The 24939-nt window shown below is 63.6% G+C and carries 27 protein-coding genes; 17 read left to right on the top strand and 10 right to left on the bottom strand.

Annotated elements, in window-relative coordinates:
* Window positions 1–154 precede the first annotated feature (154 nt).
* Window positions 155–460, bottom strand: a complete 306-nt coding sequence (locus tag NKJ01_RS14550; protein WP_352728854.1) for a hypothetical protein — start codon at window positions 458–460, stop codon at window positions 155–157.
* A gap of 408 nt (window positions 461–868) precedes the next feature.
* Between NKJ01_RS14550 and NKJ01_RS14555 the strand changes: the two genes are divergently transcribed.
* Window positions 869–2374 (top strand): helicase HerA domain-containing protein, encoded by a 1506-nt coding sequence (locus NKJ01_RS14555; RefSeq protein WP_352728856.1) that lies wholly within the window; start codon window positions 869–871, stop codon window positions 2372–2374.
* A gap of 114 nt (window positions 2375–2488) precedes the next feature.
* Here NKJ01_RS14555 and NKJ01_RS14560 read toward each other — a convergent pair whose 3' ends face one another.
* Together NKJ01_RS14560 and NKJ01_RS14565 are read right to left on the bottom strand one after the other, a co-directional pair.
* Window positions 2489–2923 (bottom strand): hypothetical protein, encoded by a 435-nt coding sequence (locus NKJ01_RS14560; RefSeq protein ID WP_352602086.1) that lies wholly within the window; start codon window positions 2921–2923, stop codon window positions 2489–2491.
* A gap of 30 nt (window positions 2924–2953) precedes the next feature.
* Window positions 2954–3343 (bottom strand): hypothetical protein, encoded by a 390-nt coding sequence (locus NKJ01_RS14565; RefSeq protein WP_352602208.1) that lies wholly within the window; start codon window positions 3341–3343, stop codon window positions 2954–2956.
* 755 nt (window positions 3344–4098) lie between these two features.
* On the opposite strand from NKJ01_RS14565, the gene NKJ01_RS14570 reads away from it, so the two are divergent.
* Together NKJ01_RS14570 and NKJ01_RS14575 are read left to right on the top strand one after the other, a co-directional pair.
* A complete protein-coding gene (locus NKJ01_RS14570) occupies window positions 4099–4488 on the top strand; it encodes a transporter substrate-binding domain-containing protein (protein ID WP_352728857.1) in 390 nt (129 codons plus the stop codon).
* Window positions 4489–4538: 50 nt separating this feature from the next.
* Window positions 4539–5177, top strand: a complete 639-nt coding sequence (locus tag NKJ01_RS14575; RefSeq protein WP_352728858.1) for a type 2 periplasmic-binding domain-containing protein — start codon at window positions 4539–4541, stop codon at window positions 5175–5177.
* 192 nt (window positions 5178–5369) lie between these two features.
* Here the strand turns inward: NKJ01_RS14575 and NKJ01_RS14580 are convergent, their stop codons facing one another.
* The 3 genes from NKJ01_RS14580 to NKJ01_RS14590 all read right to left on the bottom strand — a co-directional run bounded on the left by NKJ01_RS14580 (window position 5370) and on the right by NKJ01_RS14590 (window position 7245).
* On the bottom strand, window positions 5370–6260 hold the full coding sequence (locus NKJ01_RS14580; RefSeq protein ID WP_352728859.1) for a hypothetical protein: 891 nt from the start codon (window positions 6258–6260) through the stop codon (window positions 5370–5372).
* A 338-nt stretch (window positions 6261–6598) separates the two neighbouring features.
* Window positions 6599–6877 (bottom strand): usg protein, encoded by a 279-nt coding sequence (locus NKJ01_RS14585; RefSeq protein ID WP_023761093.1) that lies wholly within the window; start codon window positions 6875–6877, stop codon window positions 6599–6601.
* Window positions 6878–6900: 23 nt separating this feature from the next.
* Complete coding sequence (locus NKJ01_RS14590; protein ID WP_352602079.1) at window positions 6901–7245, bottom strand: hypothetical protein; 345 nt, start codon at window positions 7243–7245, stop codon at window positions 6901–6903.
* Between the two features lie 350 nt (window positions 7246–7595).
* Between NKJ01_RS14590 and NKJ01_RS14595 the strand changes: the two genes are divergently transcribed.
* The 11 genes from NKJ01_RS14595 to NKJ01_RS14645 all read left to right on the top strand — a co-directional run bounded on the left by NKJ01_RS14595 (window position 7596) and on the right by NKJ01_RS14645 (window position 18991).
* Entirely contained in the window at window positions 7596–7910 is a 315-nt protein-coding gene (locus NKJ01_RS14595) for a co-chaperone GroES (protein WP_023761091.1), read from the top strand.
* Window positions 7911–7967: 57 nt separating this feature from the next.
* Window positions 7968–9599, top strand: a complete 1632-nt coding sequence (gene groL, locus NKJ01_RS14600; RefSeq protein ID WP_352602077.1) for a chaperonin GroEL — start codon at window positions 7968–7970, stop codon at window positions 9597–9599.
* Window positions 9600–9665: 66 nt separating this feature from the next.
* A complete protein-coding gene (locus tag NKJ01_RS14605) occupies window positions 9666–9890 on the top strand; it encodes a hypothetical protein (protein ID WP_023761089.1) in 225 nt (74 codons plus the stop codon).
* Window positions 9891–9965: 75 nt separating this feature from the next.
* On the top strand, window positions 9966–10673 hold the full coding sequence (locus NKJ01_RS36465; protein ID WP_502905881.1) for a DUF982 domain-containing protein: 708 nt from the start codon (window positions 9966–9968) through the stop codon (window positions 10671–10673).
* Between the two features lie 282 nt (window positions 10674–10955).
* Complete coding sequence (locus NKJ01_RS14615; RefSeq protein WP_352728862.1) at window positions 10956–11840, top strand: AraC family transcriptional regulator; 885 nt, start codon at window positions 10956–10958, stop codon at window positions 11838–11840.
* A gap of 277 nt (window positions 11841–12117) precedes the next feature.
* Complete coding sequence (locus NKJ01_RS14620) at window positions 12118–13182, top strand: ABC transporter substrate-binding protein (RefSeq protein ID WP_352728864.1); 1065 nt, start codon at window positions 12118–12120, stop codon at window positions 13180–13182.
* Window positions 13183–13270: 88 nt separating this feature from the next.
* The gene (locus NKJ01_RS14625) at window positions 13271–14104 is read left to right on the top strand and encodes an ATP-binding cassette domain-containing protein (RefSeq protein WP_023761085.1); all 834 of its coding nucleotides are present in this window, start codon (window positions 13271–13273) and stop codon (window positions 14102–14104) included.
* Window positions 14101–15360 carry a sugar ABC transporter permease gene (locus NKJ01_RS14630; protein WP_023761084.1) on the top strand — a complete coding sequence of 420 codons (1260 nt, stop codon included), beginning with the start codon at window positions 14101–14103 and terminating at the stop codon, window positions 15358–15360. The genes NKJ01_RS14625 and NKJ01_RS14630 overlap by 4 nt, the downstream gene beginning before the upstream one ends.
* A gap of 22 nt (window positions 15361–15382) precedes the next feature.
* On the top strand, window positions 15383–16111 hold the full coding sequence (locus tag NKJ01_RS14635) for an SDR family oxidoreductase (RefSeq protein ID WP_352728867.1): 729 nt from the start codon (window positions 15383–15385) through the stop codon (window positions 16109–16111).
* Between the two features lie 127 nt (window positions 16112–16238).
* A complete protein-coding gene (locus NKJ01_RS14640; protein WP_352728869.1) occupies window positions 16239–17840 on the top strand; it encodes an FGGY-family carbohydrate kinase in 1602 nt (533 codons plus the stop codon).
* Between the two features lie 119 nt (window positions 17841–17959).
* Window positions 17960–18991: a cupin domain-containing protein gene (locus tag NKJ01_RS14645; RefSeq protein WP_352728871.1), complete on the top strand. Its 1032-nt coding sequence runs from the start codon at window positions 17960–17962 to the stop codon at window positions 18989–18991.
* A gap of 18 nt (window positions 18992–19009) precedes the next feature.
* On the opposite strand, the gene dinB is transcribed toward NKJ01_RS14645, so the two are convergent.
* Window positions 19010–20257, bottom strand: coding sequence for a DNA polymerase IV (gene dinB / locus NKJ01_RS14650; protein WP_352728873.1), 1248 nt, complete (start codon window positions 20255–20257; stop codon window positions 19010–19012).
* A gap of 134 nt (window positions 20258–20391) precedes the next feature.
* Complete coding sequence (locus NKJ01_RS14655) at window positions 20392–20808, bottom strand: winged helix-turn-helix transcriptional regulator (RefSeq protein ID WP_023761080.1); 417 nt, start codon at window positions 20806–20808, stop codon at window positions 20392–20394.
* Window positions 20809–20951: 143 nt separating this feature from the next.
* Here NKJ01_RS14655 and NKJ01_RS14660 point away from each other — a divergent pair, with 143 nt between their 5' ends.
* The 3 genes from NKJ01_RS14660 (at window position 20952) to NKJ01_RS14670 (ending at window position 23602) form a co-directional block, all read left to right on the top strand.
* Window positions 20952–21551 carry a dihydrofolate reductase family protein gene (locus NKJ01_RS14660; protein WP_352728875.1) on the top strand — a complete coding sequence of 200 codons (600 nt, stop codon included), beginning with the start codon at window positions 20952–20954 and terminating at the stop codon, window positions 21549–21551.
* A gap of 101 nt (window positions 21552–21652) precedes the next feature.
* On the top strand, window positions 21653–22591 hold the full coding sequence (locus tag NKJ01_RS14665; RefSeq protein WP_352728877.1) for an alpha/beta hydrolase: 939 nt from the start codon (window positions 21653–21655) through the stop codon (window positions 22589–22591).
* A 75-nt stretch (window positions 22592–22666) separates the two neighbouring features.
* Window positions 22667–23602, top strand: coding sequence for a sigma-70 family RNA polymerase sigma factor (locus tag NKJ01_RS14670; protein ID WP_352728879.1), 936 nt, complete (start codon window positions 22667–22669; stop codon window positions 23600–23602).
* 21 nt (window positions 23603–23623) lie between these two features.
* Here the strand turns inward: NKJ01_RS14670 and NKJ01_RS14675 are convergent, their stop codons facing one another.
* Together NKJ01_RS14675 and NKJ01_RS14680 are read right to left on the bottom strand one after the other, a co-directional pair.
* Window positions 23624–24367, bottom strand: a complete 744-nt coding sequence (locus NKJ01_RS14675; protein ID WP_352728881.1) for a 2OG-Fe(II) oxygenase — start codon at window positions 24365–24367, stop codon at window positions 23624–23626.
* Entirely contained in the window at window positions 24364–24918 is a 555-nt protein-coding gene (locus NKJ01_RS14680) for a methylated-DNA--[protein]-cysteine S-methyltransferase (protein ID WP_352728883.1), read from the bottom strand. The genes NKJ01_RS14675 and NKJ01_RS14680 overlap by 4 nt, the downstream gene beginning before the upstream one ends.
* Window positions 24919–24939 lie beyond the last annotated feature (21 nt).

A 24939-nucleotide genomic window follows, 5' to 3' on the forward strand; every position in this document is an offset into this window, starting at 1 on the left:
GACCTCCGATCATCCAGAGGTCCTTTCAGAATCGATTTCCGCACACCACACAAGAGTCCCTTTGTACTCATGTGCGATTCCCCTGCCCTCAAGGGGGGAGATCGGCAGCTCGGCTGCTTTCGCCAATCACCGGCCGCAGTGACCAATCAGATCGCTAAATCCCCGAGCCATCCAACTGCTGGGCGTCTTCGCCTTCCCACGGCGCCGGCATGGATGCACGGCTGAGGTTGGCTGTCGGCAGCGGCATCCAGCATTTCAGTTCCGGTTCGGCGTATTCGATGACGCGTCCTGGCGACGAGTCCGACGCGCGCCAGCCTTCCGGGGCGAACTGGTCGGCGCGCGACCAATAGGCGAGATCGACTTCAGCCGGCCCCTGTTCGGAGGGGCGCACCGTGACCAGGATCCGGCTCCCATCCCTCGGCGCCGTCGACATGTGGCGCCACCGTTCGGGTTCGTCCATCACAATTCCTCCTCGCACCTGCAGCGTTGGGTGGAGTGTCGCCTCGCGGTCCGAAGGGGTCAACCCAAAGTTTGCGCCATGAAGCGGTTCGGTATGATGTCAGAGCAGGATGGGACCACGCCAAATTGGCGACCGACATATACTGTGAAAGAAACTTGAAAACGTCGGTCGCCACGGTGGGGTCGGGACGCAGCACGTTGGGGACGCGATGCACGGTCAGGCTAGGCGGATGCCTGATATCTGCAATCGGAACACCCGCCCATGGTGAACGACTGGTTACTATCCACAGGGTTCGCCCGACGGATCGCGTCTGGCCGGCTGTGCGCAACGCGGAACTGGCGGCCATGCGCGCTCGACGGGCTGTGACCCAGTTGATAAGCCCGTCTGCGAAAGGAGCCTTGAGTCGAAATGACCGTTGCGATCGAGATGGGACACACGACAGCGGGCGCCCCGGCGAACCTGGATCTCGAGGAATTGCTGGCCACCCGGCTTTTGGTGCAGGGCAATTCGGGCTCCGGCAAATCGCATCTTTTGCGCCGGCTCCTGGAACAGAGCGCGCCCTGGGTGCAGCAGACCATCATCGATCCCGAAGGCGACTTCGTCTCGCTGGGCGACCGTTACGGCCATCTGGTCATCGATGCCGAGCAGCATACCGAGCGTGGCTTGCAGGCGGCCGGCGAGCGGGCGCGCATCCATCGCGTTTCCACCGTGCTCAATCTCGAAGGGCTCGATGCCGAGAACCAGATGCGGCGCGCCGCCGCCTTCCTCGGCGGGCTGTTCGAGGTCGCCCGCGACCACTGGTACCCGATGCTGGTCGTCGTGGACGAGGCGCAGCTGTTCGCACCGGCGGTAGCCGGCGAGGTGTCGGACGAAGCGCGCAAACTTTCGCTCGGCGCGATGACCAATTTGATGTGCCGTGGCCGCAAGCGCGGGCTTGCCGGCGTCATCGCCACCCAGCGGCTGGCCAAGCTCGCCAAGAACGTCGCCGCCGAGGCGTCCAATTTCCTCATGGGCCGCACCTTCCTCGATATCGACATGGCGCGCGCCGCCGATCTACTGGGCATGGAGCGGCGCCAGGCGGAGGCGTTTCGCGACCTGGAGCGCGGGCAGTTCATGGCATTGGGGCCAGCGCTGTCGCGCCGTCCGCTGGGGCTTCGCATCGGCCCGACCGAGACCAGCCCTCGCAACGGCACGCCGCGGCTGATGGCGATGCCGGAGGCGGCGCTGGAGGATGCTCGCGCGATCATTCTGGCCGCCCCGCCCCCAGAGGCCGTGCGCGCGCCGCGCCGGACGGCGTCGCCGGACCTACTCGATCAGCTGATGGCGGCCAAATCGGCAGCGCTGGAAATCCGTCCCGAGCCGGTGGAGCCGCAAATCAGCGCCGAAGATCTGGCGGAGCGCCGCGAGCGCGTGGATCGTGTGCTGCGCGCCATCCTGGCGCAGCCCGACGCGGGTTTTCGTGTCATCGGCGTGCTCTATCAAGAATTCGTCGTGCGCTGCCGCATCGAGGGCCTCGCCTCGGTCGTGCCCGATCTGCCGGAGTTCCGGCGCATGCTGACGCGCGCTCGAGCCGGCCTCGGCTCCGACATGGCGGCAGGCGACGACGCCTGGCAGGACGTTTCCGTCCGCGCGTCGCTGCTGCCCGACGACATGCAGGGCGTGTTCATGATGATCGCGCGTGCGGCGAAGGAGGGCTGGCCGTGCCCGAGCGACGCGGCGATCGCCCGCGCCTACGGTTCCCACTCGCTGCGCCGCGCCCGGCGCCTCCTGACCTATATCGAGGAGCAAGGCCTCATCGTCTGCCAGCTCGACGGGACAGGCCGGCGCACCGTGACGCTGGTCGAACTGGCCTGGGCGACGGCGCCGGGCGACCCGAATGCCGAGGCGGCGGAGCAGGGGAGCCTGGCCCTGTGAGGGACGCCCATCAAAACAAGAAGATGGAGCTGCGTTTCCGTGGACCGATGCACCTTGATCGGCTTCCGCATGATCGATGGCCTGAAAATCATTCGCGGCAATACCCGGCGACCATCACCTTCGTTCTGTAACTGTCTCGGCAAAACATTTTGCTAGATCTTGCGGCACTCCGAGCTTCTTTGCCCAGGATACCAATTCAGGTTTTTCCGATGGAGCCGCATATCCGCCCCATACTTCACGAAACTGCCTTTCTCCATTGACTGTCTGGAAGAACATCATGCCGTCTTCGGCCACGGGTGTAGAAATATAAGCGGCGCTCCATTTCCCGCTTTCCAGAATCGTTTGGAATTTCACCTGCGCGGGTTTGACCTTGTTGGTCATCGCCGATGCAACGAGAGCGCCAAACTCTTGTTCGCGCGCCTTCGTCACATCGACCTTTACGCCGTGGCAGTCGCTATTCGCTGCGAAAGCGGACGTAAGCGTCATTCCAAGCCCCGCGAGGCCGATCACAACGATCTTGGCACGTCGATAGTTGTCGAATTCGGACATAATCAGCCTCCTTGTTGGCCGCGAGGCCTATCAATTGGAATCGTCATCGTCCGACGGGCTGTCATCGGCTGGCGTGTCGACCTCGCAGCCGATGCCGTGGCATCCCTGGTAATTGCCCTGCGTATCGAAGTTCGGATTGCCTTGCTTATCGTACTGCGGCCTGTCGTCGATGCTTTGATCGCCATCATCAGGGTCGTCGACCTTGCATCCCAGCCCATGGCAGCCGATGTAGCGGCCACGCGTATCGAAGTTCGGATTGCCGTTCCTGTCGTATTGCGGCCGGTCATCGATCTTCCGATTTTTTTGCTGAGGCCGATCGACCAGGCAGCCGTTTCCGCGACAACCATCATAGTCATCGGTGGTGCATCCGGCGACCGCCACCAAGGCAGTGGCGATGATCGCGTAGACTGTGAATTTCATCATTCATTCCTCGACTGGCTGGCGGCTGCGGGTTTCCGTCAAATGTGTGGCTCGACGACCGAGAGCAGCCTGGGATGGAGATGGTCCACAGTCTCAAAAGAAGAGCGGGCAGGATCGAGCTCACGGGAGTCCGCATCAGCGGATGTCGATTTACCTTTCCATGCTTAGCGCCCGTCCGCCCAAGCATGCAGCAATCCGCGGACGCGGATGCTGTTGCCAAAAAAAGCTGCATCCGAAGTCGGCCTGTGGCAAGAAAAAAGCGCCATAGCGCGGGTTGAATTTTGCAAATGCTTAATAATATGGAAAATAGTCTGGAATTCGTGATGATGTCTTAGCAGATACTGAAATGACGTTATCAGAAAATCATGGTAACATATGAATATAACTTATTTCTGTAATCCATATCGCTTCGCAAATATATCGCCTTGTTGTTTCAAATCCATACCAAAATGAAAATGGCGTATCACTGAATGACTTCTTTTTGGATAGGGCATGGCCTGATGTGTTGTAAAGCCTGTTTTCGTTACTGGCCAGGCCGTTGCATGCATCCGAAAGAAAAGCTGCCGGCACGACAGGTTGTTTTCCGAACTGCCGCATGCCGCAAAACAGCCGATCGGACTGTTCTGCACTTGGCCGGCAACAACGCGCGAGGGCCGGTCGCCGCTCTTCCATGGACGCGCCAGGCTTTCCGGTTTCTGGCGAAATTCCCTTGCCTTCCTCGACCGGGTTGAGATGCCAACAAGGAAAGGATTGCCATGCGGACCTGGTGCAGGCTAGCCGGCTCCTTCATTCTGTTCCTGATGTTGTTGTGGCCGCAAGTTGCAGCCGAGGCGCAACAGCCTTCCGAGCCCTTGAACGTCGGCCTCTTTGTCAACCCTCCCTTCGTCATGAAAGATAAGGGGCAGTTCACAGGCATGGCGATCAATCTTTGGGAGGGCCTCGCGGCTAAACTCGGCCGCCAGTATCGCTACGTCCAGTTCGACACCATTCGCGATCTGGTTGTGGCGACCGCTTCCGGCAAAGTCGACGTAGCGGTCACAAATTTGACGATCAATCAATCCCGCGCCGAACTGCTCGACTTCACCCAGCCCTGGTTCGACGGCGGCATGCGGATCATGATCAGGGAAAGGGCTTCGGCAACCTGATCGCGGGTCTTAGCGATGCCGGCTTCCTGAAAGCCTATGCCTGGATCGCCTTGATCATCCTGGCTGTCACGGTCCTGCTCACCTTCTTCGATCGCCAGTTCGACGAGGCTTTTCCCAAGCGGTGGCGCGACGGCTTTGCCGAGAGCTTCTATACGGTGATGTCTGTCGCGACATCCGGCAAGTCGCCTTCGCGAAAGAACCTGTTCGGCTGGGTCGGCCGTATCTGGCAGGGGCTATGGCTGGCCTGTGGTATCGCTGTCCTTGCCTATGTCACCTCGTCGGTGACGAGCGTGATGACCACCCTTTCTCTCACAAACAAGATCAATGGCCTCGCCGATCTGACCGACAGGCCGGTCGGTGTGCTGACGGGCACCGTCGAGGAGGATTTTGCTCGGCAACAGGGGCTGCAAACCCTCACCTACGCTGGGCTCGATCGCGCCGTCGAGGGTCTTGTGAATGGCGACGTCGCTGCAATCATCGCCGATGCCCCCGTTCTCGAATACCACGCCCATACCCACCCCGATCTACCGGTGAAGGTGGTCGGGCCGCTGTTCGAACCTGACAAGTACGGCTTCGCGCTTCCGCGACAGAGCCTCCTGACCCGCCCCCTGACGATAGAGGTGCTTGGCGCTCATGATGCGGGCGAGATCGATGATCTGCGGACCAAGTATTTTGGGTCTACTGAATGATGTTGGGAGGCAATCGGCGGTGAGGGTTTGGCTCCCGCCCCATCGCTCAACCGAAACCGACTATTTCGGCTTGCGGCCAAGGCCCATGGATCTGGCAGAGCGGTTTGCCGAATAATATGGCGGGGGTAGGGCTCGAACGATAGGTCAGCACCGGGAGATTTCACGCCGAGGCGACGGGCGCCGCGACGAGACTCAGCCCGTGAACGCTTTGAATGTGTCCTTGGAGGTCAGCATCGTCTCGCCCTTGAACGAGATCGAGAAATCACCAAGCTGATACTGGCCTTGGTCATTCTTCACCAGAATATCGCCATCAATCTTGTTGAAGCCACTCTCGATACCTTTGATGATCCTGTCGACGTAGCGTAGGTCGATCTTGACAGAGAGTATATCGTTCTTGGTCATCTGTTGCGCGAGACGTTGGAGCTTCGGGTCGTCGCCGATACTTTGCAGAAGCGTCTCAACGACCTCGGGACTGATGCGCGCCAACGCCGCGTTCAGAGCCGGCAATGCCTTCTCCAGGCTGAACAATGAATCGGAAGTCATCCTGCCTGCGTCGGCGTAGTTAAGGCTTTGGTTGCTGATCGCCTTGTTCGCCTGCGCCTGCGGGCTGCGGTCGGCGGCAGCCCCCATCTCGTCCTCGACAGCCCAAATATAGTCATGCTCGTCCATTGCCATCACCGTTTCCCGCGTCTCGCCGGCAGGGATGAAATAGCGCGCAACGGTGGAGTCTTCGTGCCGGCGGTCCGCCTCGACCATCGAGATGATGAAGCGCGTATACTCGGCATAGAGTTCGCCATAATTGGCCTTGCCGGCCAGCATATAGGGGTCGTCCGCCGTAGTCGTAGAAGCCGCGCCGATGGACGAAGTCGTCGGCACATCGGTCTTGGAGGTCTGGCCGAAGCCGCTGAACGGATCGTATTCGATGCCGTCCTCGTTGCCGGTCGCGCCCGGACGAATGACCGGGGCCTCGGTCCGCAGCGCTGTGCCCGCTTTGACGAAGGTCGGCTGGCCGGCGCCGGCAAAACCGCTTCTGGCCGACATCAGCTTCTGTATCGTGAAGGTTAGGTCCGAGGTGATCTGCATCGAGCGATCCTTGAATTTCACATGCCTTGGGTGCAATACACAGAATGAAGCACGGCAGTTAAGCAATGGTTGAAGTGGAGTGCCGGGAAAAAATAGTTATCCCGCCACCAAAATCGCTTGCCCAATATAATTCATCAGTAACTAATGTAGTTGCTTAAGTCATGAAGGCGACGAATCTTTGAAGCCGATTCCTTGGCCACGCCATGCTCAGTCATTGGCTGTCGATAATCCAAGTGATCTGAGCATAGAGCGAAGCCTCGGGCCGGGACGCTCGCGCGGCGATGCTGAGGTCGTTTATCGGCTCCCGGTGAGCGCGGCGCTCGAGCCGTGCGAATCGCTTACTGGATGGCGATGATGCCGTCGATGGCTCGCCATTCCGAAGGCCGGATCAGCCGGTGGTGGGCCACCCGAACCGAATGCAGCGGACCCTCGAGTTCGCGCTCCCAGTAGGATAAAAACCCGTGGAGTTCGGGAAAGTCGGGGGCAAGGTCGTAGTCCTGCCAGACATAGAGCTGAAGCAAGCTCGGATGGTCGGGCAGGCGATAGTGAATCTCTGCCGTGGTCAGGCCATAGCCTTCCATCTGGAGGCGGAATTCCTTGCTGACGCTTGCGACCATTCGTTTCTCCTTTCTGTCGGATATCAGGCGCCCAGCCTGTCGAAGAGATGAGGGAACTCGCCGGGCTCATGAGGTGGCGCCGAGGCGTCGCCGTCGAGCTTGAACAGCGCGTCCATGATCTGGTCGAACGACACTGGTTGGCTGGCGCCCGGCGGTTGGCGCAGTGCCGGCATGGAATAGACGGCGCAGGCATCCGACGCCCAGGAAGACAGGATGGCACGCTTTTCCCACAGGTCGAGCGTGTCGTCGCTCAGCACCTCTTCGGGATGGTTGAAGTGGCTGGCCGGCTGGAGCAGGCGGTCAAACGCGTGGTCGGATGTTTCGGCGGCCGGGGTGGAAGTGATCGGTGAATAAGTCTGTCGTTCCATCGATATGCTCCGTCTGCGAACAACTCCTTAGGAGGGTAAGCGGTTCCGGCGCCCGCGATGGCGCCGGCGGGGAGATAATTTGTTGGGTGGTGGCGGAAGATTCAAGCGGCGGCCCGTCCTCGCGGAATAAGGGCGTCCTCGCGGAATAAGCCTGCGTTAACAGGCTTTTGGCACTCGCAGTGCCCGAGTGCCAAATTTTTTTGGCCGGGCTCTTGAAACCGCAAACCGGCAAACTAGCTCGATATGCGCGCGCGATGCTGCAAAGGGTCGCAGCGTCCCCGTGCCGGTCCGATATGGTCGGTCCGGCGCGGAGGAGCCGTAGAAATTTGTTTGTCCAAAAGGAGAACGAAATGGCGTTCCGTCCATTGCATGACCGTATTCTGGTCCGCCGCGTCGAAGCCGAGGAAAAGACGGCGGGCGGCATCATCATTCCTGACACCGCCAAGGAAAAGCCGCAGGAAGGCGAGGTGCTCGCCACGGGTCCCGGCGCGCGCGACGACAGCGGCAAGCTGACCGAACTCGACGTCAAGGTCGGCGACCGCATCCTGTTCGGCAAATGGTCGGGCACCGAGATCCGGCTCGACGGCCAGGATTTGCTCATCATGAAGGAAAGCGACGTGATGGGCGTGATCGAGCAGGCCGAGCAAGTGAAGAAGGCTGCATGACGGCTTCTTCCAGATCCAACCGGTCAACGAATGCTGCCTAGATGAAGGAGTGATCCAATGGCTGCCAAAGAGGTGAAATTCCATACCGAAGCGCGCGAGAAGATGCTGCGCGGCGTCGACATCCTCGCCAACGCGGTGAAGGTGACACTCGGCCCCAAGGGGCGCAACGTCGTCATCGACAAGTCATTCGGCGCGCCGCGCATCACCAAGGACGGCGTCACTGTCGCCAAGGAGATCGAGCTTGAGGACAAGTTCGAGAACATGGGCGCGCAGATGGTGCGTGAGGTGGCCTCCAAGACCAGCGACATTGCCGGCGACGGCACCACGACGGCGACCGTTCTGGCGCAGGCCATCGTCCAGGAAGGCGCGAAGGCCGTTGCCGCCGGCATGAACCCGATGGATTTGAAGCGCGGCATCGACAAGGCGGTCGACGCGATCGTCGCCGAGCTGAAGGCCAATGCCCGCAACGTGACCAGGAACGACGAAATCGCGCAGGTCGGCACCATCTCGGCCAATGGCGATGCCGAGATCGGCCGCTTCCTCGCCCAGGCGATGGAAAAGGTCGGCAATGAAGGGGTGATCACGGTCGAGGAAGCCAAGACCGCCGAGACTGAACTCGAAGTTGTCGAAGGCATGCAGTTCGACCGCGGCTATCTCTCGCCCTATTTCATCACCAACCAGGACAAGATGCGCGTGGAGCTCGAGGAGCCCTATGTGCTGATCCACGAGAAGAAGCTCTCCAACCTGCAGGCGATGCTGCCCGTGCTCGAAGCCGCGGTGCAGTCTTCCAAGCCGCTGCTGATCATCGCCGAGGACGTCGAGGGCGAGGCGCTGGCGACGCTGGTCGTCAACAAGCTGCGCGGCGGCCTGAAGGTCGCGGCCGTCAAGGCGCCAGGCTTCGGCGACCGCCGCAAGGCCATGCTGGAAGACATCGCCATTCTCACCGGCGGCACCGCGATCAGCGAGGATCTCGGCATCAAGCTGGAGAATGTCACGCTGCAGATGCTTGGTCGCGCCAAGAAGGTGGTGATCGAGAAGGAGAACACCACCATTGTCGATGGTGTCGGGCGCAAGGAAGAGATCCAGGGCCGCATTGCCCAGATCAAGGCTCAGATCGAGGAGACCACCTCCGACTACGACCGCGAGAAGCTGCAGGAGCGGCTGGCCAAGCTCGCCGGCGGCGTCGCGGTGATCCGGGTCGGCGGCTCGACCGAGGTCGAGGTCAAGGAGCGCAAGGATCGCGTCGACGACGCACTGCACGCGACCCGCGCTGCGGTGGAGGAGGGCGTGCTGCCCGGCGGCGGCGTCGCGTTGCTGAGGGCCGCCAAGGCGCTAGATGCTGTGCAGACCGACAATGCGGACCAGCGAACCGGGGTCGAGATCGTTCGCCGCGCCATAGAAACGCCGGTCCGCCAGATCGCCGAGAATGCAGGCGCGGAGGGGTCGATCATCGTCGGCAAGCTGCGCGAGAGGAACGAGTTCGGCTGGGGTTGGAACGCCCAGACCAACGAATTCGGCGATCTCTACAGCCAGGGCGTGATCGACCCGGCGAAAGTGGTACGCGCAGCTCTTCAGGACGCGGCATCAGTCGCCGGCCTGCTCGTGACGACCGAAGCGATGGTAGCCGAGAAGCCGAAGAAGGAAGCCGCCACCCCGGCCATGCCGGCCGGCGCCGGTATGGACTTCTGAGGTCGCGGCCAATCCGCCCGCTCCCCACGGGGAGCGGGCATCAGTCGGAAAAAAGTGGAGGTATACATGGATGCAATGGCTGGCCTCGGAGCCGTACCGGCGCCGACGCATCAGGCAAAGGAATTCCTGGCCTACGAGACTGAATGCAGGAGCGCACTGCAGCCGCTGCTGGCGGGGCTGCTCGACATGGCCGAAGCCGCCGGCTGGAACCGGCGTACCGCGGCGTCGACGCTGATGTTCCTTGCCGCGCAGCAGGTGTCGGCCGCTGCCAAGGCGTCCGCCGGCGGCTGAACTGGCGAGCGCTGTTTAGCGATCTTCGTCCTGTTGCATGCGACGGAAAACATTTGCTGTTGTGGAGGTGGAGATGTGATTGCGGGCCGGTTGCGTGAATGCCTGAAAATACTGAGATGGGAGGCGGGCGACCTGGCGGCCGAACTTGGCTGTCCGCAAAGCGAGGTCGCATCCTGGCTTGATGGCCGCAATCCGTCTCCGCTTGCGGTTATCGCTTGGCTGGAGGCGCTGGTGAAGGCGCACAGGGCGCTGCCGGCGCCGGGCCGATGCGTTCCGTCGCTCGGCGCGGCCAGTGTCGGGCCGGCCAAGCTCGAATTGACCGGATCGAGCTTGCCAGGACCGAACTGGGCGCGATCGGCGGCGCCGAAACGGCTATTCAATCCTCGATACAAGACGTCCAGCCCCATCCATCCTAGTCCCGGCGGGCCGCGCTCTTCGGTCTTCGGTCCGCCGCAGGTCCTGCACAATCGAGAGGAGGCACGAGCCATGAATCATGGGCAGTTCAAGGAACCGGTCACCCTTCTGGTCGGAATGGGTTTTCCGAGGAAGATCGACAGCGTGATGGAAGCCTATGCCCTGCTGCAGGATTGGCCGGCCGCCAGCCGCAATGGCGCCCATGCCGTCGCACTCAACGCTTGCAGGGCCGGCATCGCCGGTGAGATCGATGCGGAGACGGTGCGGGCCACCCTGGTCACCTTCGCGCGCCGCAACGACCTACTTGTGCCGGATATGGCGTCGCCGCCGGCAGCGGTAGCGAATGGTGCGCTGCACGAGGTGAGTTGACGACGACGCATGGCCGATCGGGCATTGCCAATGGTTTGAAGAAACCGCCCGACCATGGGCTCAGGGTTCCTTGGCGGCCTTGCAGCCGGAGCCATCTTTCCCGGCGGCAGTTCTCTTTGACCACAAAAACGTCAAAAAAGTATCGGTCAGATGGACAGACCGTGGTGGCGGCGGCAGGGATTGCCGCCTAAGCTTTGATCACTGCAGAGAGCGGCATACGCGGCCTGCGGAGAGGGCGCTGTAACTGGTCGCATGACTGGACCGGTGCCGGGAGGAACGGGCATGAATCCGGACTTGGAAGTCGTCCAGATCAGACGCGGTGAGTCGTTCAAGGCGTGGGCTCACGGCTATCCCTTCCGCACCGTGCGTTGGCACTTCCATCCTGAATACGAGATCCACCTGGTCGTCGCCACCACCGGCCGCTACTTCGTCGGCGACTTTATCGGCGAGTTCGAGCCGGGCAATCTAGTGCTCACCGGCCCCAATCTGCCGCACAACTGGGTCAGCGACGTACCGCCGGGCGAAAGTGTGCCGCTGCGCGGACGTGTCGTCCAGTTCTCGGAAGCATTCATCGCCGAATCGACGGCGGCCCTTCCCGAGCTTGCCGCCTGCGCCGGTATCCTGGAAATCAGCCGTCGCGGCGCGCTGTTCTCGCCGGCGACGGCGGAACTTGCAGCACCGCTGCTTGCCGAACTGGTCGAGGCGCAGGGCGTGCGCCGCCTCTCGCTGTTCATGGGCGTGCTCGACATTCTGAGCCGTGCCAGCGATGTGCGCACGCTGACCAGCGCCGGTTATCTTCCCGATCCGTCAGGTTTCATGTCGGCGGGTATCAACAAGGCGCTGGCTTACATCAATGGGCATTTGACCGAGCCGTTCAGCGAAGGCGACCTTGCCGAAATCGCCGGGCGTAGCCCCAGCGCATTTTCGCGCAGCTTCCGTCGCCACACCGGCATGGCGCTGGTGGAATATGTGAACCGGCTGCGCATCAATCTCGCCTGCCAGCTGTTGATGAGCGAAGGCCAGATGTCGATCACCGAGATCTGCTACGCCGCCGGCTACAACAATATCTCGAACTTCAACCGCCGGTTCCTGGCACAGAAGGGCATGTCGCCTTCGCGTTTCCGGGTATTGCTGGCGGAAAACATCAATGCGGAGATTGCCGCCTAACAGGGAGGAACCGGGAGGAGCCGAGACTTAGGGAAGGAATGACGCGGGATGCGCTCGAGGCTTCCCGTGCTGGAGATCGCTTGTCCTGAAATCCAGCAACTGGGGCTGATCGTCTTCGATCATGCCCAGGAGGATGCGTTAACGGCTGGCTGGGGATCGAGCAGATCCGCCAGAGGGGCGCGGGTCGCACTCCTCGCAACAGTCGGACTTGAAGTCAAGCTTGGCGCCATGTGGCGCTCAGGTTTCGTGAAACCATTTTTGAAACGGAGACATTCGAATGACCAGATTTGCTTGGAAATCGACCGGTGCGGCAGCGCTCGCACTCTCTCTCCTCGGTGGCACGGCTGCCTTTGCCGAGCCGGTCACCGACGCCACCGTCGCCTTCCTGATGCCCGACCAGGCCTCGACCCGCTACGAGCAGCATGATTATCCCGGCTTCGCCGCCGAGATGAAGAAGCTGTGCCCTGGCTGCAAAGTGCTCTACCAGAACGCCGATGCCGACGCCTCGCGCCAGCAGCAGCAGTTCAACTCGGTGATCTCGCAAGGCGCCAAGGCGATCGTGCTCGACCCGGTCGACTCGACCGCCGCCGCCTCGCTGGTCAAGCTGGCGCAGAGCCAGGGCATCAAGGTCATCGCCTATGACCGGCCGATCCCGACAGCACCGGCCGACTTCTATGTCTCGTTCAACAATGAAGGCATCGGCAAGGCCATCGCCGACTCGCTGGTCGAGCACCTGAAGGCGCTCAAGGTCGATCCGGCGACCGGCGGCGTGCTGCAGATCAACGGCTCGCCGACCGACGCGGCGGCCGGCCTGATCAAGAAGGGCATCCACGAAGGTCTCGACAACAGCGGCTACCAGATCCTGGCCGAATACGACACGCCGGAATGGGCTCCGCCGAAGGCGCAGCAATGGGCCGGCGGCCAGATCACCCGGTTCGGTCCGAAGATCCTCGGCGTCGTCGCGGCCAATGACGGTACCGGTGGCGGCGCCATCGCGGCCTTCAAGGCCGCCGGCGTCGATCCGGTGCCGCCGGTGACCGGCAATGACGCGACGATCGCGGCACTGCAGCTGATCATCGCCGGCGACCAGTACAACACCATCTCCAAACCGAGCGAGATCGTGGCGGCGGCTGCCGCCAACGTCGCCATCAAGCTGCTTTCGGGCGAGAAGCCGAAGGCCGAGATGACGCTGTACGACACACCCTCGCAGCTGTTCACGCCGGCGGTAGTGACGCAGGAAAACCTGAAGGCCGAGATCATCGACAAGAAGATCAACACCGCGGCCGAACTCTGCGTCGATCGTTACGCGGAAGGCTGCAAGAAGCTGGGCATCGGGAACTGACCGCGACCCTTGCCCGCTCCGCTGTCTGGCCGCCCCGCGGTGGCCAGACAGCGCACTTCCTCGAACCGGTCTTTGAAAGGTCTCTGGCATGATTGACACCCCGAACGGACCGGTTCCGACAGGCGAGCTGGTGCTCAGCCTGCGCGGCATTTCGAAGCATTTCGGCGCCGTCTCGGCGCTCACCGACATCGATCTCGATGTCCATGCCGGCGAGGTGGTGGCCCTGGTCGGCGACAATGGCGCCGGCAAGTCGACCTTGGTCAAGATTCTTGCCGGCGTGCATCAGCCGAGCTCGGGCACGATCAGCTATCGCGGCAAGCAGGTGACGCTGGCCGACCCGAGTGCGGCGCTGACGCTCGGCATCGCCACCGTGTTCCAGGATCTGGCGCTGTGCGAGAACCTCGACATCGTCGCCAACATCTTCCTCGGCCGCGAACTCAGCCCGCTGCGGCTGGACGAGGTGGCGATGGAAGTCCGCGCCTGGACGCTGCTCAACGAGCTGTCGGCGCGCATCCCCAGTGTCCGCGAAGTCGTTGCCTCACTGTCGGGCGGCCAGCGCCAGACGGTGGCGATCGCCCGCTCGCTGCTGCTCGAACCCAAGCTTATCCTGCTTGACGAGCCGACGGCGGCGCTCGGTGTGGCGCAGACGGCGGAAGTGCTCAATCTGATCGAGCGGGTGCGCGACCGCGGCCTCGGCGTCGTCATCATCAGCCACAATATGGAAGACGTGCGCGCTGTCGCCGACCGCATCGTCGTGCTGCGGCTCGGCCGCAACAACGGCATCTTCTCGCCCGATGCCTCGAACCAGGAACTGGTCAGCGCCATCACCGGCGCGTCGAACAATTCGGTGTCGCGACGCGCCGAGCGCAGACAGTCCCAGCAAACTCCCCGGCAAGATCAGACCCAGGAGCCACGCCCATGAACCGTGACGTGCAACAAGCTGCCCCAGTCGCACCGCAGCTCGACCGCGCCGACGTGCGCGTCAAGCACGAGGCCGGCTTAAGCGGCGCCATCCGCAGGTTCTTCGACCGGGTCCGCTCCGGCGATCTCGGCTCGTTGCCGGTCATCGTCGGGCTGGTCATCATCTGGACGGTGTTCGCCAGCATCAACCCTATCTTCCTGTCGAGCAGCAATTTGGTCAACCTGCTGTTCGATTGCTCGACAGTCGGCGTCATCTCGCTCGGCATCGTCTGCGTTTTGATGGTTGGCGAGATCGACCTGTCGGTCGGTTCGATCAGCGGCTTTGCCTCGGCGATGGTCGGCACGCTGTGGGTCAACCAGGGCTGGCCGGTGGCGCTCGCCATTCTCGCCGCTATCGCCGTCGGCGGCTTCATCGGCGCGCTCTATGCGCTGCTGTTCAACCGGCTCGGCATGCCGAGCTTCGTCTCGACATTGGCCGGCCTGCTAGCGGTGCTTGGACTGCAGCTCTACATCCTCGGCTCGACCGGTTCGATCAACCTGCCTTACGGCTCGAACCTGGTGAATTTCGGCCAGCTGCTGGTGATGCCTAAATTCTTGTCGTTCGGGCTGGCGGCCGTTCCCGGCATCGTCATGCTGATCACCGGCCTGCGCACCGTTGCGCGCCGCCGCGCCGCCAATCTGTCCGCGCGTTCGACGAGCGGTCTCATCACGCGCGCGGTCGTCATCACGGTCATTCTCGAACTCATCGTCTTCTATCTCAACCAGGCGCGCGGCATTCCGTGGATGTTCGGTCTGTTCGTCGGCCTTGTCATATCAATGCATTACGCGCTGACGCGGACGAAATGGGGCCGTTCGATGTCGGCGGTCGGCGGCAACCGCGAGGCGGCACGGCGCGCCGGCATCAATGTGCGGCTGATCTATTCGAGCGCCTTCGTGCTGTGCTCGATGCTTGCGGCTTTCGGCGGCGTGCTGTCGGCGGCCCGCCTTGCCTCGGCCAGCCAGCAGGCAGGCACCGGCGACGTCAACCTCAACGCCATTGCGGCGGCCGTCATCGGCGGCACCAGCCTGTTCGGCGGCCGCGGCAGCGCCTATTCGGCACTGCTCGGCATCATCGTCATCCAGTCGATCGCCAGCGGCCTGACGCTGCTCGATCTGTCCTCGTCGCTTCGGTACATGATCACCGGCGCCGTGCTTGCCATTGCAGTCATCGTCGACTCGCTGGCACGCCGCTCGCGTGTCTCGCATGGCCGGGCCTGAACCCATCAACAGGAAGCAAGACATGAGCGAAGAACTGTCCGGAAAAGTTGCCGCCGTCACCGGCGCGGCATCAGGCATCGGTCTCGAATGCGCCAGGCATATGCTGGCGGCCGGCGCCACCGTGGTGCTGGTCGACCGCGCCGAGGCGACGCTGAACAAACTGTGCGCCGAGCTTGGCCCCAAGGCGATCCCGCTGGTGATCGACCTGGTGCAGCCCGCAAGCGTCGTCACCATGATGCCGCGGATCCTGGAGAAGGCCGGCCAGCTCGACATCTTCCATGCCAATGCCGGCGCCTATGTCGGCGGCGAGGTGGCGACCGGCGATCCCGACGTCTGGGATCGCATGCTCAACCTCAACATCAATGCCTGCTTCCGTTCGATACAGGCGGTGCTGCCGCACATGATCGAACGAAAGACCGGCGACATCATCGTCACCAGTTCGATCGCCGGGCTGGTCCCTGTGGTCTGGGAGCCGATCTACACGGCTTCCAAACACGCCGTGCAGGCCTTCGTCCATACCGTGCGTCGGCAGGTCGCCAAGCACGGGCTGCGCGTCGGTGCGGTGGCGCCGGGCCCAGTGGTGACGGCACTGGTCGATGACTGGCCGAAAGCCAAGCTCGAGGAAGAGCTCGCCGCAGGCGGCCTGATGCAGCCGCGCGAAGTGGCCGAGGCCGTCATGTTCATGCTGACCCGGCCAAGAAACGTGACGATCAGGGATCTGGTGATTTTGCCGCAGAGCAATGATCTCTAAGTGAGTAGCGAATAGGGAGTAGCGAATAGGAAAGAATCCAACGACTTACCTATTCGCTATTCGCTATTCGCTATTCGCTATTCGCTATTCGCTGTTCGCTGTTCGCTAAACCAAAGGTTTCTCCCCCATGCCCCACTATCTCGGCATCGACGTCGGCACCGGCAGCGCGCGGGCCGGGGTGTTCGACCGATCCGGAAAGCTGCTTGCCTCGGCCAAGCAGGATATCGAGGTCTGGCGCGAGGCCGGCGATATTGTCGAGCAGTCGAGCGATGACATCTGGCGGGCGGTGTGCATCGTGGTCCGCGCGGCCGTCGCGCAATCGGGCGTAGCGCCCGAGGCGATTGCCGGCATCGGCTTCGATGCCACCTGTTCGCTGGTGGTGCTGGGCGAGGGCGGCGTGCCGTTGCCGGTTGGCCCGTCCGGCAATGCCGAACGCAACATCATCGTCTGGATGGATCATCGCGCGGTCGAGCAGACGCGCCGCATCAACCGCAGCGGCGAGGCGGTGCTGAACTATGTCGGCGGAGTCATCTCGCCGGAAATGGAAACGCCGAAACTCCTGTGGCTGGCCGAAAACCTGCCCGCCACTTTCAATGCCGCCTGGCAGTTCCTGGACCTGGCCGACTTTCTCACCTGGCGGGCGACCGGCAGCCTTGCGCGCTCGGTGTGCACGGTGACCTGCAAATGGACGTATCTGGCGCATGAGAGCCGCTGGGACGAGACCTATTTCCGCAAGATCGGCCTCGGAGCGCTTGCCGATGAGGGGTTCGCCCGCATCGGCACCGAGATCGTACCGGCAGGTGCCGCACTCGGTGGTGGACTGACCGCGCAGGCAGCAGCGGACCTTGGGCTCATCGGCGGTACGGCGGTGGCGGCAGGCCTGATCGACGCCCATGCCGGCGGCGTCGGCACGGTTGGCGCGCGCGGCGCGTTCGGCAGCGTTCTGTCGCGCATGGCCTATGTCTTCGGCACCTCTGCCTGCACCATGTCATCGACGGCGCAACCGGCCTTCGTCGACGGCGTCTGGGGACCGTATTTCTCGGCCATGGTGCCGGGCCTGTGGCTGAACGAGGGCGGCCAATCGGCGGCCGGTGCGGCCATCGACCATCTGGTGCGCATGCACCCGGCAAGCGGCGAAGCCACGGCGAGGGCGCAGGCCGACGGCCTCAGCCTCAGCGCCTGGCTATCGCTGCAGGCGCAAAGCCGTAAGGGAGCCACGGCGACGCCGGCCCTGGTCGGCGGCGTCCATGTCGTGCCGGAATTCCTCGGCAACCGCGCGCCCTTCGCCGATCCGGACGCGCGTGCGCTGCTTGCCGGGCTCGATCTCGACACCAGTCTCGACAGCCTGGTCGGGCTCTATGTCGCCGGCGTCTGCGGGTTGGGCTACGGTGCGCGCCAGATCGTGCGGGCCGAGCATGAGAAAGGCATCCCGGTGGACACCATCGTCGTCAGCGGCGGCGCTGGCCAAAGCCCGCTGGTGCGCCAGCTGCTGGCCGACACGACTGGCATGGTGGTGGTCGCGTCGACCTCGCCGGAGCCGGTGCTGCTCGGCTCGGCGATGCTGGGCGCTGTCGCCGCGGGAACCTACAAGGATGTCGCGGCGGCCATGGCCGGCATGTCGGAACTCGGCGAGGTCTATCATCCCGACGCTACGCTGGCCGGCTGGCATGCCAAGCGCTTCGCCGCTTTCGAGCTGCTGCAGCAAGCCGGCAAGGCGATCAGGGGTTAAACGGGCAACTTCTGTCCGGCTTTGTCAGGAGTGTGGCGAACACCGCTTGGCGATGATGCCGGAAGCTGGCAGCTTTGTTCTGTCGCGACGAGGGCAGGGCGGCAGGACCAGGAGGCTCGATGGCAGACGAAGCGAAACCGCCCGTGCCATTCGCATCGGATGCGGTGCCATGGACGGATTGGTCCGTCGTGCCACGCTTCAGCGTGCGCTACCGGCATTTGTCGCTGGCCGCGCTGGGCGAAAACCACCATGTCGGCGTGGCGATCGAGGAGTTGCCGGCGGGCAAGCAGAGCTCGCCGGCGCATTACCATATCCTCGAGGAAGAGCATGTCTTCATCCTCGAAGGGGCGCTGACCGCGCAGGTCGGAGACGCCGCCTATGCCATGAAGGCCGGCGACTATATCTGCTTTCCGGCGGGTGCGGCGGCGGGGCATTGCCTGATCAACACCAGCGACGCGCCGTGCCGCTACGTCATCGTCGGCGAGCGCAACCCGAACGAGGTCGTCGTCTACACCGCCTCCAACAAGGTTCTGGTGCGCGCGCTGGGCAGCCGCGCGATCTTCGATCTCGCGGCGACCCGAAGCTACTGGGATGGCGAGGACACCGGCCTTGCCGCCGGCGATCCGTTGCCGTCGGATGGCACGACCGGTGTCACTAGACCCCCGGCCGCGCCGATCCCGCCGATCGCCAGCGATTCCGTCGAATGGAAGGTCGAAGGCGAAGGCCCGCGGTTCGGCGGCCGGTCCAGGCATCTGACCTATGCCGCCTTGGGGCGGTCCGACTATCATGTCGGCATGCTGATCGAGGCGCCGGCGCCCGGCATGCGCCTGGCGCCCCGGCACTACCACATGCGGGAAGAGGAGCATGCGCTGATCCTGGAAGGGCAGGTGACGCTGCTGCTTGGCGAGGAGCGCCACGAGATGAAAGCCGGCGACTATGTCTGCTTTCCGGCCGGCCTGGCAGTCGGACATTCCTTCCTCAACAGCGGTAGCGGACCATGCCGCTATTTGATGATCGGCGAGAAAAATCCCAATGAGGTCTGCGTCTATCCCGATTCCAACAAGATGGCTGTCGACGCCCTGCGCCGGCGCGACGGCATTTTCGATATGGCAGCGGTGAGGCGTTACTGGGACGGCGAAGAGACGGAATGATGCCTCGCCGTTCCCTACTCACAAATCTTTCTCCGCCAGTTCCCTGAACTCATCGGGCACCGAACGCGCCGCTTCCAGCGCCACCGTGCCGTAGCCGACCGCCTGTTTGCCGAAGCGTTCGCGGATCTTGTCGATGGCGCGGTCGGCATCGAAGCGCGCCAGGCCTTTCCTCGAGCCCGGGCGGCGCTTGTCGTCGACGAGGCCGAGCGGCAGTTCGAGCTGCAGCTCGAAGCTTTCCTCGAGATGCGAGACCGAGATCGCCAGCAGAGAAATCAGCTTCTCGCGCGGGTGGTCGGCGAGCACGCCGCGCACCAGATCGCCGGCGACCTCGGCCAACATCGTTGTCGCCGAGATCGGCTGGTCCAGCGTGATCGAGCGCGTGACGGCATTGAGATCGGCAAAGCGAACGCGGACGGTCACCGTGCGGCCGGGTCTCGCCTTGGCGCGCAGCCGGCTGGCGACACGGTCGGCCAGATGCAGCAGCGTGGGCACGATGACCCGCTCCACGGCAGGTTTTTGGCCAAGCGCCGACTGCGCGCCGGCCGAATGCGCCCGGCGCTTCGTCTGCAGTTTGCGCGGGTCGCGGTTCCATGACAGGGCAGCGAGCTTTTCGCCGGCGGCGGGACCGAGCAGCCGCGTCAGCGCGCCGCTGTGGGTCCTGGCCAGCTCTCCGATTGTCTCGACGCCGATTTCGGCCAGCCGCGCCCTGGTCGCCGGCCCGACGCCCCACATCAGCCCGACCGGCAGATCGTGCAGGAAGGCGATCTCGGTGCCGGGCTCGACGATCACCAGCCCGTCGGGCTTGGCGACCTGCGAGGCGATCTTGGCCAGGTGCTTGGTGCGGGCGACGCCGATCGAGATCGGCAGGCCAAGTTCGGCGCGTACCCGGCGACGGATGATCGTTGCGATCTCTTGTGGGGAGCCGAACAGATGCGTGCAGCCGGCGACATCGGCAAAGGCCTCGTCGATGGAGATGCGCTCGACCAGCGGCGTGAAATCGTCGAGCACCTTGATCGCCGCGTCGCCCAGCCGCTGGTAGTGGCTGAAATTGCCGCCGACGAAGATCAGCTGCGGGCAGAGCTCGCGCGCCTTGCGCCCCGGCATGCCGCCGCGCACGCCGAAGGCGCGCGCCTCATAGGAGGCGGCGAGCACGACACCGCCACCGACCGCGATCGGCTTGCCGCGCAGCGACGGGTCGAGCAACTGCTCGACCGAGGCATAGAAGGCGTCGAGATCGGCATGCAGGATGGTGGCTGTGGTTTCCATCCGGCCGCACATCTACAGTTGCTGATAGACATGAACAAATAGAGAACAAAAGGGGGTGATTGTCAAGCAAGAGGTGATTTCTTGAAGCCCATCCGTAGCAGTGCTGCTTTTCTCAAGTCCGGAACTGCGACCGCCTAGACGATATGCTCCGCCAGCAGCGCCGCCTTCATGGCCTCCAGAGCGGGCTCGCCGCCCGCCGCCAGCTCGTCGGCGACCCGTGCGAGCTTGTCGTCGGCCTTGCGGTGCTTGCTTCCCCAGGCGCCAAGCGTGGCCAGCACGGGCAGCAGGTCGATGCCGGCCTCGGTCAGCCGATAGACTGTCTTCAGCCCATGCGTCGGGTCCTCGCTGCGGGTGAGGATGCCTTCGTCCTGAAGGGTCTGCAGCCGCTCGGCCAGCGTGCGCGACGAGATGCCCTCGTCGGACTGCAGGAATTCACGAAAATGCCTTTTCCCGGCGAAGACCAGGTCGCGGATGATGAGCAGAGTCCAGCGGTCGCCGAGCAATTCGAGCGACAAGTTGATCGGGCAGCCGGATCTTTTCCGCGTCGACATCTGTGGTTCCATTTTTAAAGCAATTTACTATTGATACCGTTTTCGTCCTGTGTCAATGGTTCCAAATGTAAACCATATAACGCTGGTCGCGACGGCTCACTGGGCGCACGCTTTAAGCCGGCACAAACCGAAGGAGAGTAACGATGAAAAAGCTGATCCTTCAAATGCAGATGTCGGTCGATGGCTTTGTCGGCGCCAATGAGGATCATGCCTGGCAGCTCTGGGAATGGGGTGACGAGAGCGCCTGGGACGACGAGCTGAAGCAGGACTTCAACGCCGTCTTCGCCGGCATCGACACCATCCTGCTCAGCCGCAAGATGGCGCAGGAGGGCTATCTTGCCCATTGGGGTAATGCGGCGAAGAAATTTCCGCGCGATCCCTTCTATGCGTTCGCGCAGCGCGTCGTCGACGCCCGCAAGATGGTGCTGAGCGACAAGCTCAAGCATTCGGCTTGGGAGCCGGCCTGGGAGCGCACGAGGGTGGCCAGCGGCGACCTGCCGCGCGAAATCGGTGCGCTGAAGGTGGGCGAGGGCGGTGACATGGCCGTCTTCGGCGGCGCCGGCTTTGCGTCGGCGCTGATCGCGGCCGGGCTGGTCGACGAGTTCCAGCTGTTCATCAATCCGGCGGTGTTGGGGGCAGGACGCCGGATTTTCGACCAGGGCGGTTTCCAAAACCTGCGGCTGCTCGGCTCGAAGGCCTATAGCTGCGGCATGGTGGTCAACCGTTACGGATCGGTGGGGTAGGGAGAGAGAAGATCCGGGACCTGACGTATCCTTTTTGTCCGCCCGTTCGTCTCTGTCCTTGAAGGTCGCGCAGCCCGCGATCCGTAACCCGGGAGACCAGCATGGCGAGCATACAGAGCGAGGCGAACAGGAACCACTACGCGACGATCGCCGCCAATGCGGGCAAGCTGACCAGCCCGCAAGCGATCATCGACCACAACGACACGCATTGGACAGCACTGACCGGCGAACCCGGCGGCGTCGACTATATCGAGGTCGATGCCGGCGGCGTGCCGGCGATGTGGACGGTGCCGAAGGGCGCCGACGAGGGGCGTGTGCTGCTCTATGCGCATGGCGGCGGCTTCATCGGCGGCTCGATCTATACGCACCGCAAGCTGGTCGGGCATCTGGCCAAGGCCGTCGGCTGCCGGGCGCTGCTCTACGACTATCCGCTGGCGCACCGGGCCAAGTATCCGGCCCAGCTCGATGCGGCGATGAAGGTCTGGAACTGGCTCGCCGATCGGGGCTTCGATGCCGGCCACATCGTGCTTGCCGGCGATTCCTGCGGCGCGATCCTGACCTATGGCGTCCTGCAGCGGCTGCGTGCGCAAGGGCGGCCGCTGCCCGTCGCCGCGCTGATCATCTCCGGCTGGTTCGACATGGCGCTGACCGCCGCCAGCTACGAGACCAACCGCGACAAGGACCCGGCCTTCGCCAAGGCCGCCGTCGACTGGCTGGTGACCAACTTCATCGGTGACCGCGACCGGCTCGATCCGGAGGTCAGCACTCTCTATGCCGACCTCACCGGTTTTCCGCCTGTGTTCCTGCAGGCCGGTGCGGACGAGACGCTGGTCGACGAAAGCCGCATGTTCGCCGAGCGTGCCAGGCTGGCCGGGGTCGAGACGCGGCTCGATGTCTTTGACGGCATGCTGCACTCCTTCCAGATGATGGCCGGCCGGGCGCCGGAAGCAGATGACGCGATCGGCCGCCTGGCCGCCTGGGTGCGGCCGAGACTGGGCTTGCCCGATGCCAGCAAGGCTGCTGGCGACAGGGCGGCCTGACCATGCGCCAGCTGATCGTGTCGAACTCTCACTTGTGGAAGCGTGGCGCTTGCGCAAAGGTGTGGTGATGCCGCGATGAACCAGCAGATCCGCAAATCCCGTCAGACGCCGCAAGGGATGCAACCGAGTCTCGACCCCGAAGGGCTGTACGACCTGCGCTACGCGGCGTTCCTGGCGACCGTCTCGCATCTGCGCGTCAGGTTGCACCGCTACTGCGCGCGCATGACCGGTTCGGCCCTCGATGGCGAGGACATCATGCAAGAGGCGCTGTTCGAGGCCTATCGCAAGATCGAACGGCTCGACGATGCGCAGGCGCTGCGGCCCTGGCTGTTCCGCATCGCCCACAACCGCTGCATTGACTACATCAGAAGCCGCCGCGCGCGGCAGCGGGCCGAGGCTGGCTATGCCGGCGACGACATCGTGCTGCCTGTCGAGCCCGCCGGTCCCGGCGCCGGCCGTGCCATCGAGCGGCTGGTCATGCACCTGCCGCCGAAGGAGCGCGCCTGCGTGCTGCTCAAGGATGTCTTCGACCATTCGCTTGAGGAAATCGCCGACCTGGTCGACTCGACGTCCGGTGGCGTCAAGGCGGCGCTCAATCGTGGCCGTGCCAAGCTCGCCGCCTTGCCGGCGCAACCGGGCGCAGCACCCGCACACGATCCCGAACTGGCGCGGCTGCTCGGCCGCTATGTCGAATTGTTCAACAGGCGAGACTGGGACGGGGTGCGAGCGCTGACCAGTGCCGATGCGCGGCTGCGGGTCTCGGATTGCTACAACGGCCTGCTGTCAGGCTCGCCCTACTTCATCGAATATGAGCGCAGCGAGCTGCCTTGGCGCATGCGGCCGGGCGTGATCGAAGGGAAGATCGTGCTGGTCGTCGACAGGCTGCATGGCGAGGTCTGGCGGCCGGCGTATCTGGTGCGGATCCACGCCGCCGACGGTCTGATCGACCGCATCGCCGACTATTATGCATGTCCGTGGATCCTGGATATGGTCTCCGAGGACGCGGAATGAAGCGCCCCTCGTCCATGACGCTCACTTGGCATCGTGAAAAATGATGCCGACCGTGTGGCGCATGCCAGAGCGCAGCCGGCTGACGCCGTGGCGCAGATTGACGCGGTAGTTGCCCTTGGTTCCCTGCACCGGCCGGTTGTGGACGGCGAAGACAACGGCGTCGCCCTGGCGCAACGGCACCACCTCGACCCGGCTCTGCATGCGCGGCCGCTGTTCGGTCAGCGCGAACTCGCCGCCGGTGAAATCGTGGCCCGGCTCGGACAGCAGGATTGCCACCTGCAGCGGGAAGGCGAGGTCGCCGTAGAGATCCTGGTGCAGGCAGTTGAAGTCGCCAGGCACATATTGCAGCAGAAGCGGCGTCGGCCGCGTCTGGCCTGCGGCATGGCATTGTTCGAGAAACGCGGCATGCGTCGCGGGGTAGCGCATGGCTTGCCCCATGCGCTCGTTCCAGCGGTTGGCGACCTCGGCCAGCTTGGGATAGAGCGCGCTGTGCAGGCCGCCGAGCAAGTCCGGCATGGGATAGCGGAAATAGCGGTACTCGCCCTTGCCGAAGCCGTGCCTGGCCATATGGATATGGCTGCGGAAATGCTGCTCATCCGAATAGAGGCCGGCGATCTGCCGGCACTCCTGCGGCGAGAGCAATTTCTCGATCACCGCACAGCCGAAGCCGTCGAGTTCGGCGGCAAGCGCCGGCCAGTCGTAACCGGCGATGCGTGTCTCGGCGGCTTCGACCACGCATGGGGCGACCTTGGCGTGGGCGTTCATATCGCAGCCTCCTTGTCGAGCAGAGTGCGCTTGCGCTCGACGCCCCAGCGGTAGCCGGACAGCGTGCCGTCGGTGTGGACGACGCGGTGGCAGGGAATGCCGAGCGCGATGGCGTTGCCCGCACAGGCCGTTGCCACGGCACGGGCGCCGCTCGGTTGGCCGAGCCGCCGGGCCAGCGCTGTGTAGGTGATGGTGGCGCCGCACGGGATAGCGCGCAACGCGGCCCAGACCCGTTGCTGGAATGGCGTGCCGTGGCGCATGTCGAACGGCATGTCGAGGCCGGCGGCCGGCGTTTCGACGAAGCGCGCGATTGCCGCGAGATCGTCGCGCAGGGCGGGCTCGTCTTCGACCAGCATCTTGCCGGGGAAGCGATGGCCAAGGTCCTGCCCCAGTGCGTCGGAATCCGAGCCGATCAGGATGGCGCAGATACCGATATCGCTGCGCGCCGCCAGGATGTTGCCGATCGCGGATTGCCCGATGGCGTAGACGATGGTGTCGAGGGTGGCATGGATGGTTGCCGGTGCGGCGATTTGAGTTTGCATGAGGTTCATTGCCTTTACTCCTTTGCCTGA

The sequence above is a fragment of the Mesorhizobium sp. M0276 genome (assembly GCF_040321755.1).
Taxonomy (GTDB): domain Bacteria; phylum Pseudomonadota; class Alphaproteobacteria; order Rhizobiales; family Rhizobiaceae; genus Mesorhizobium.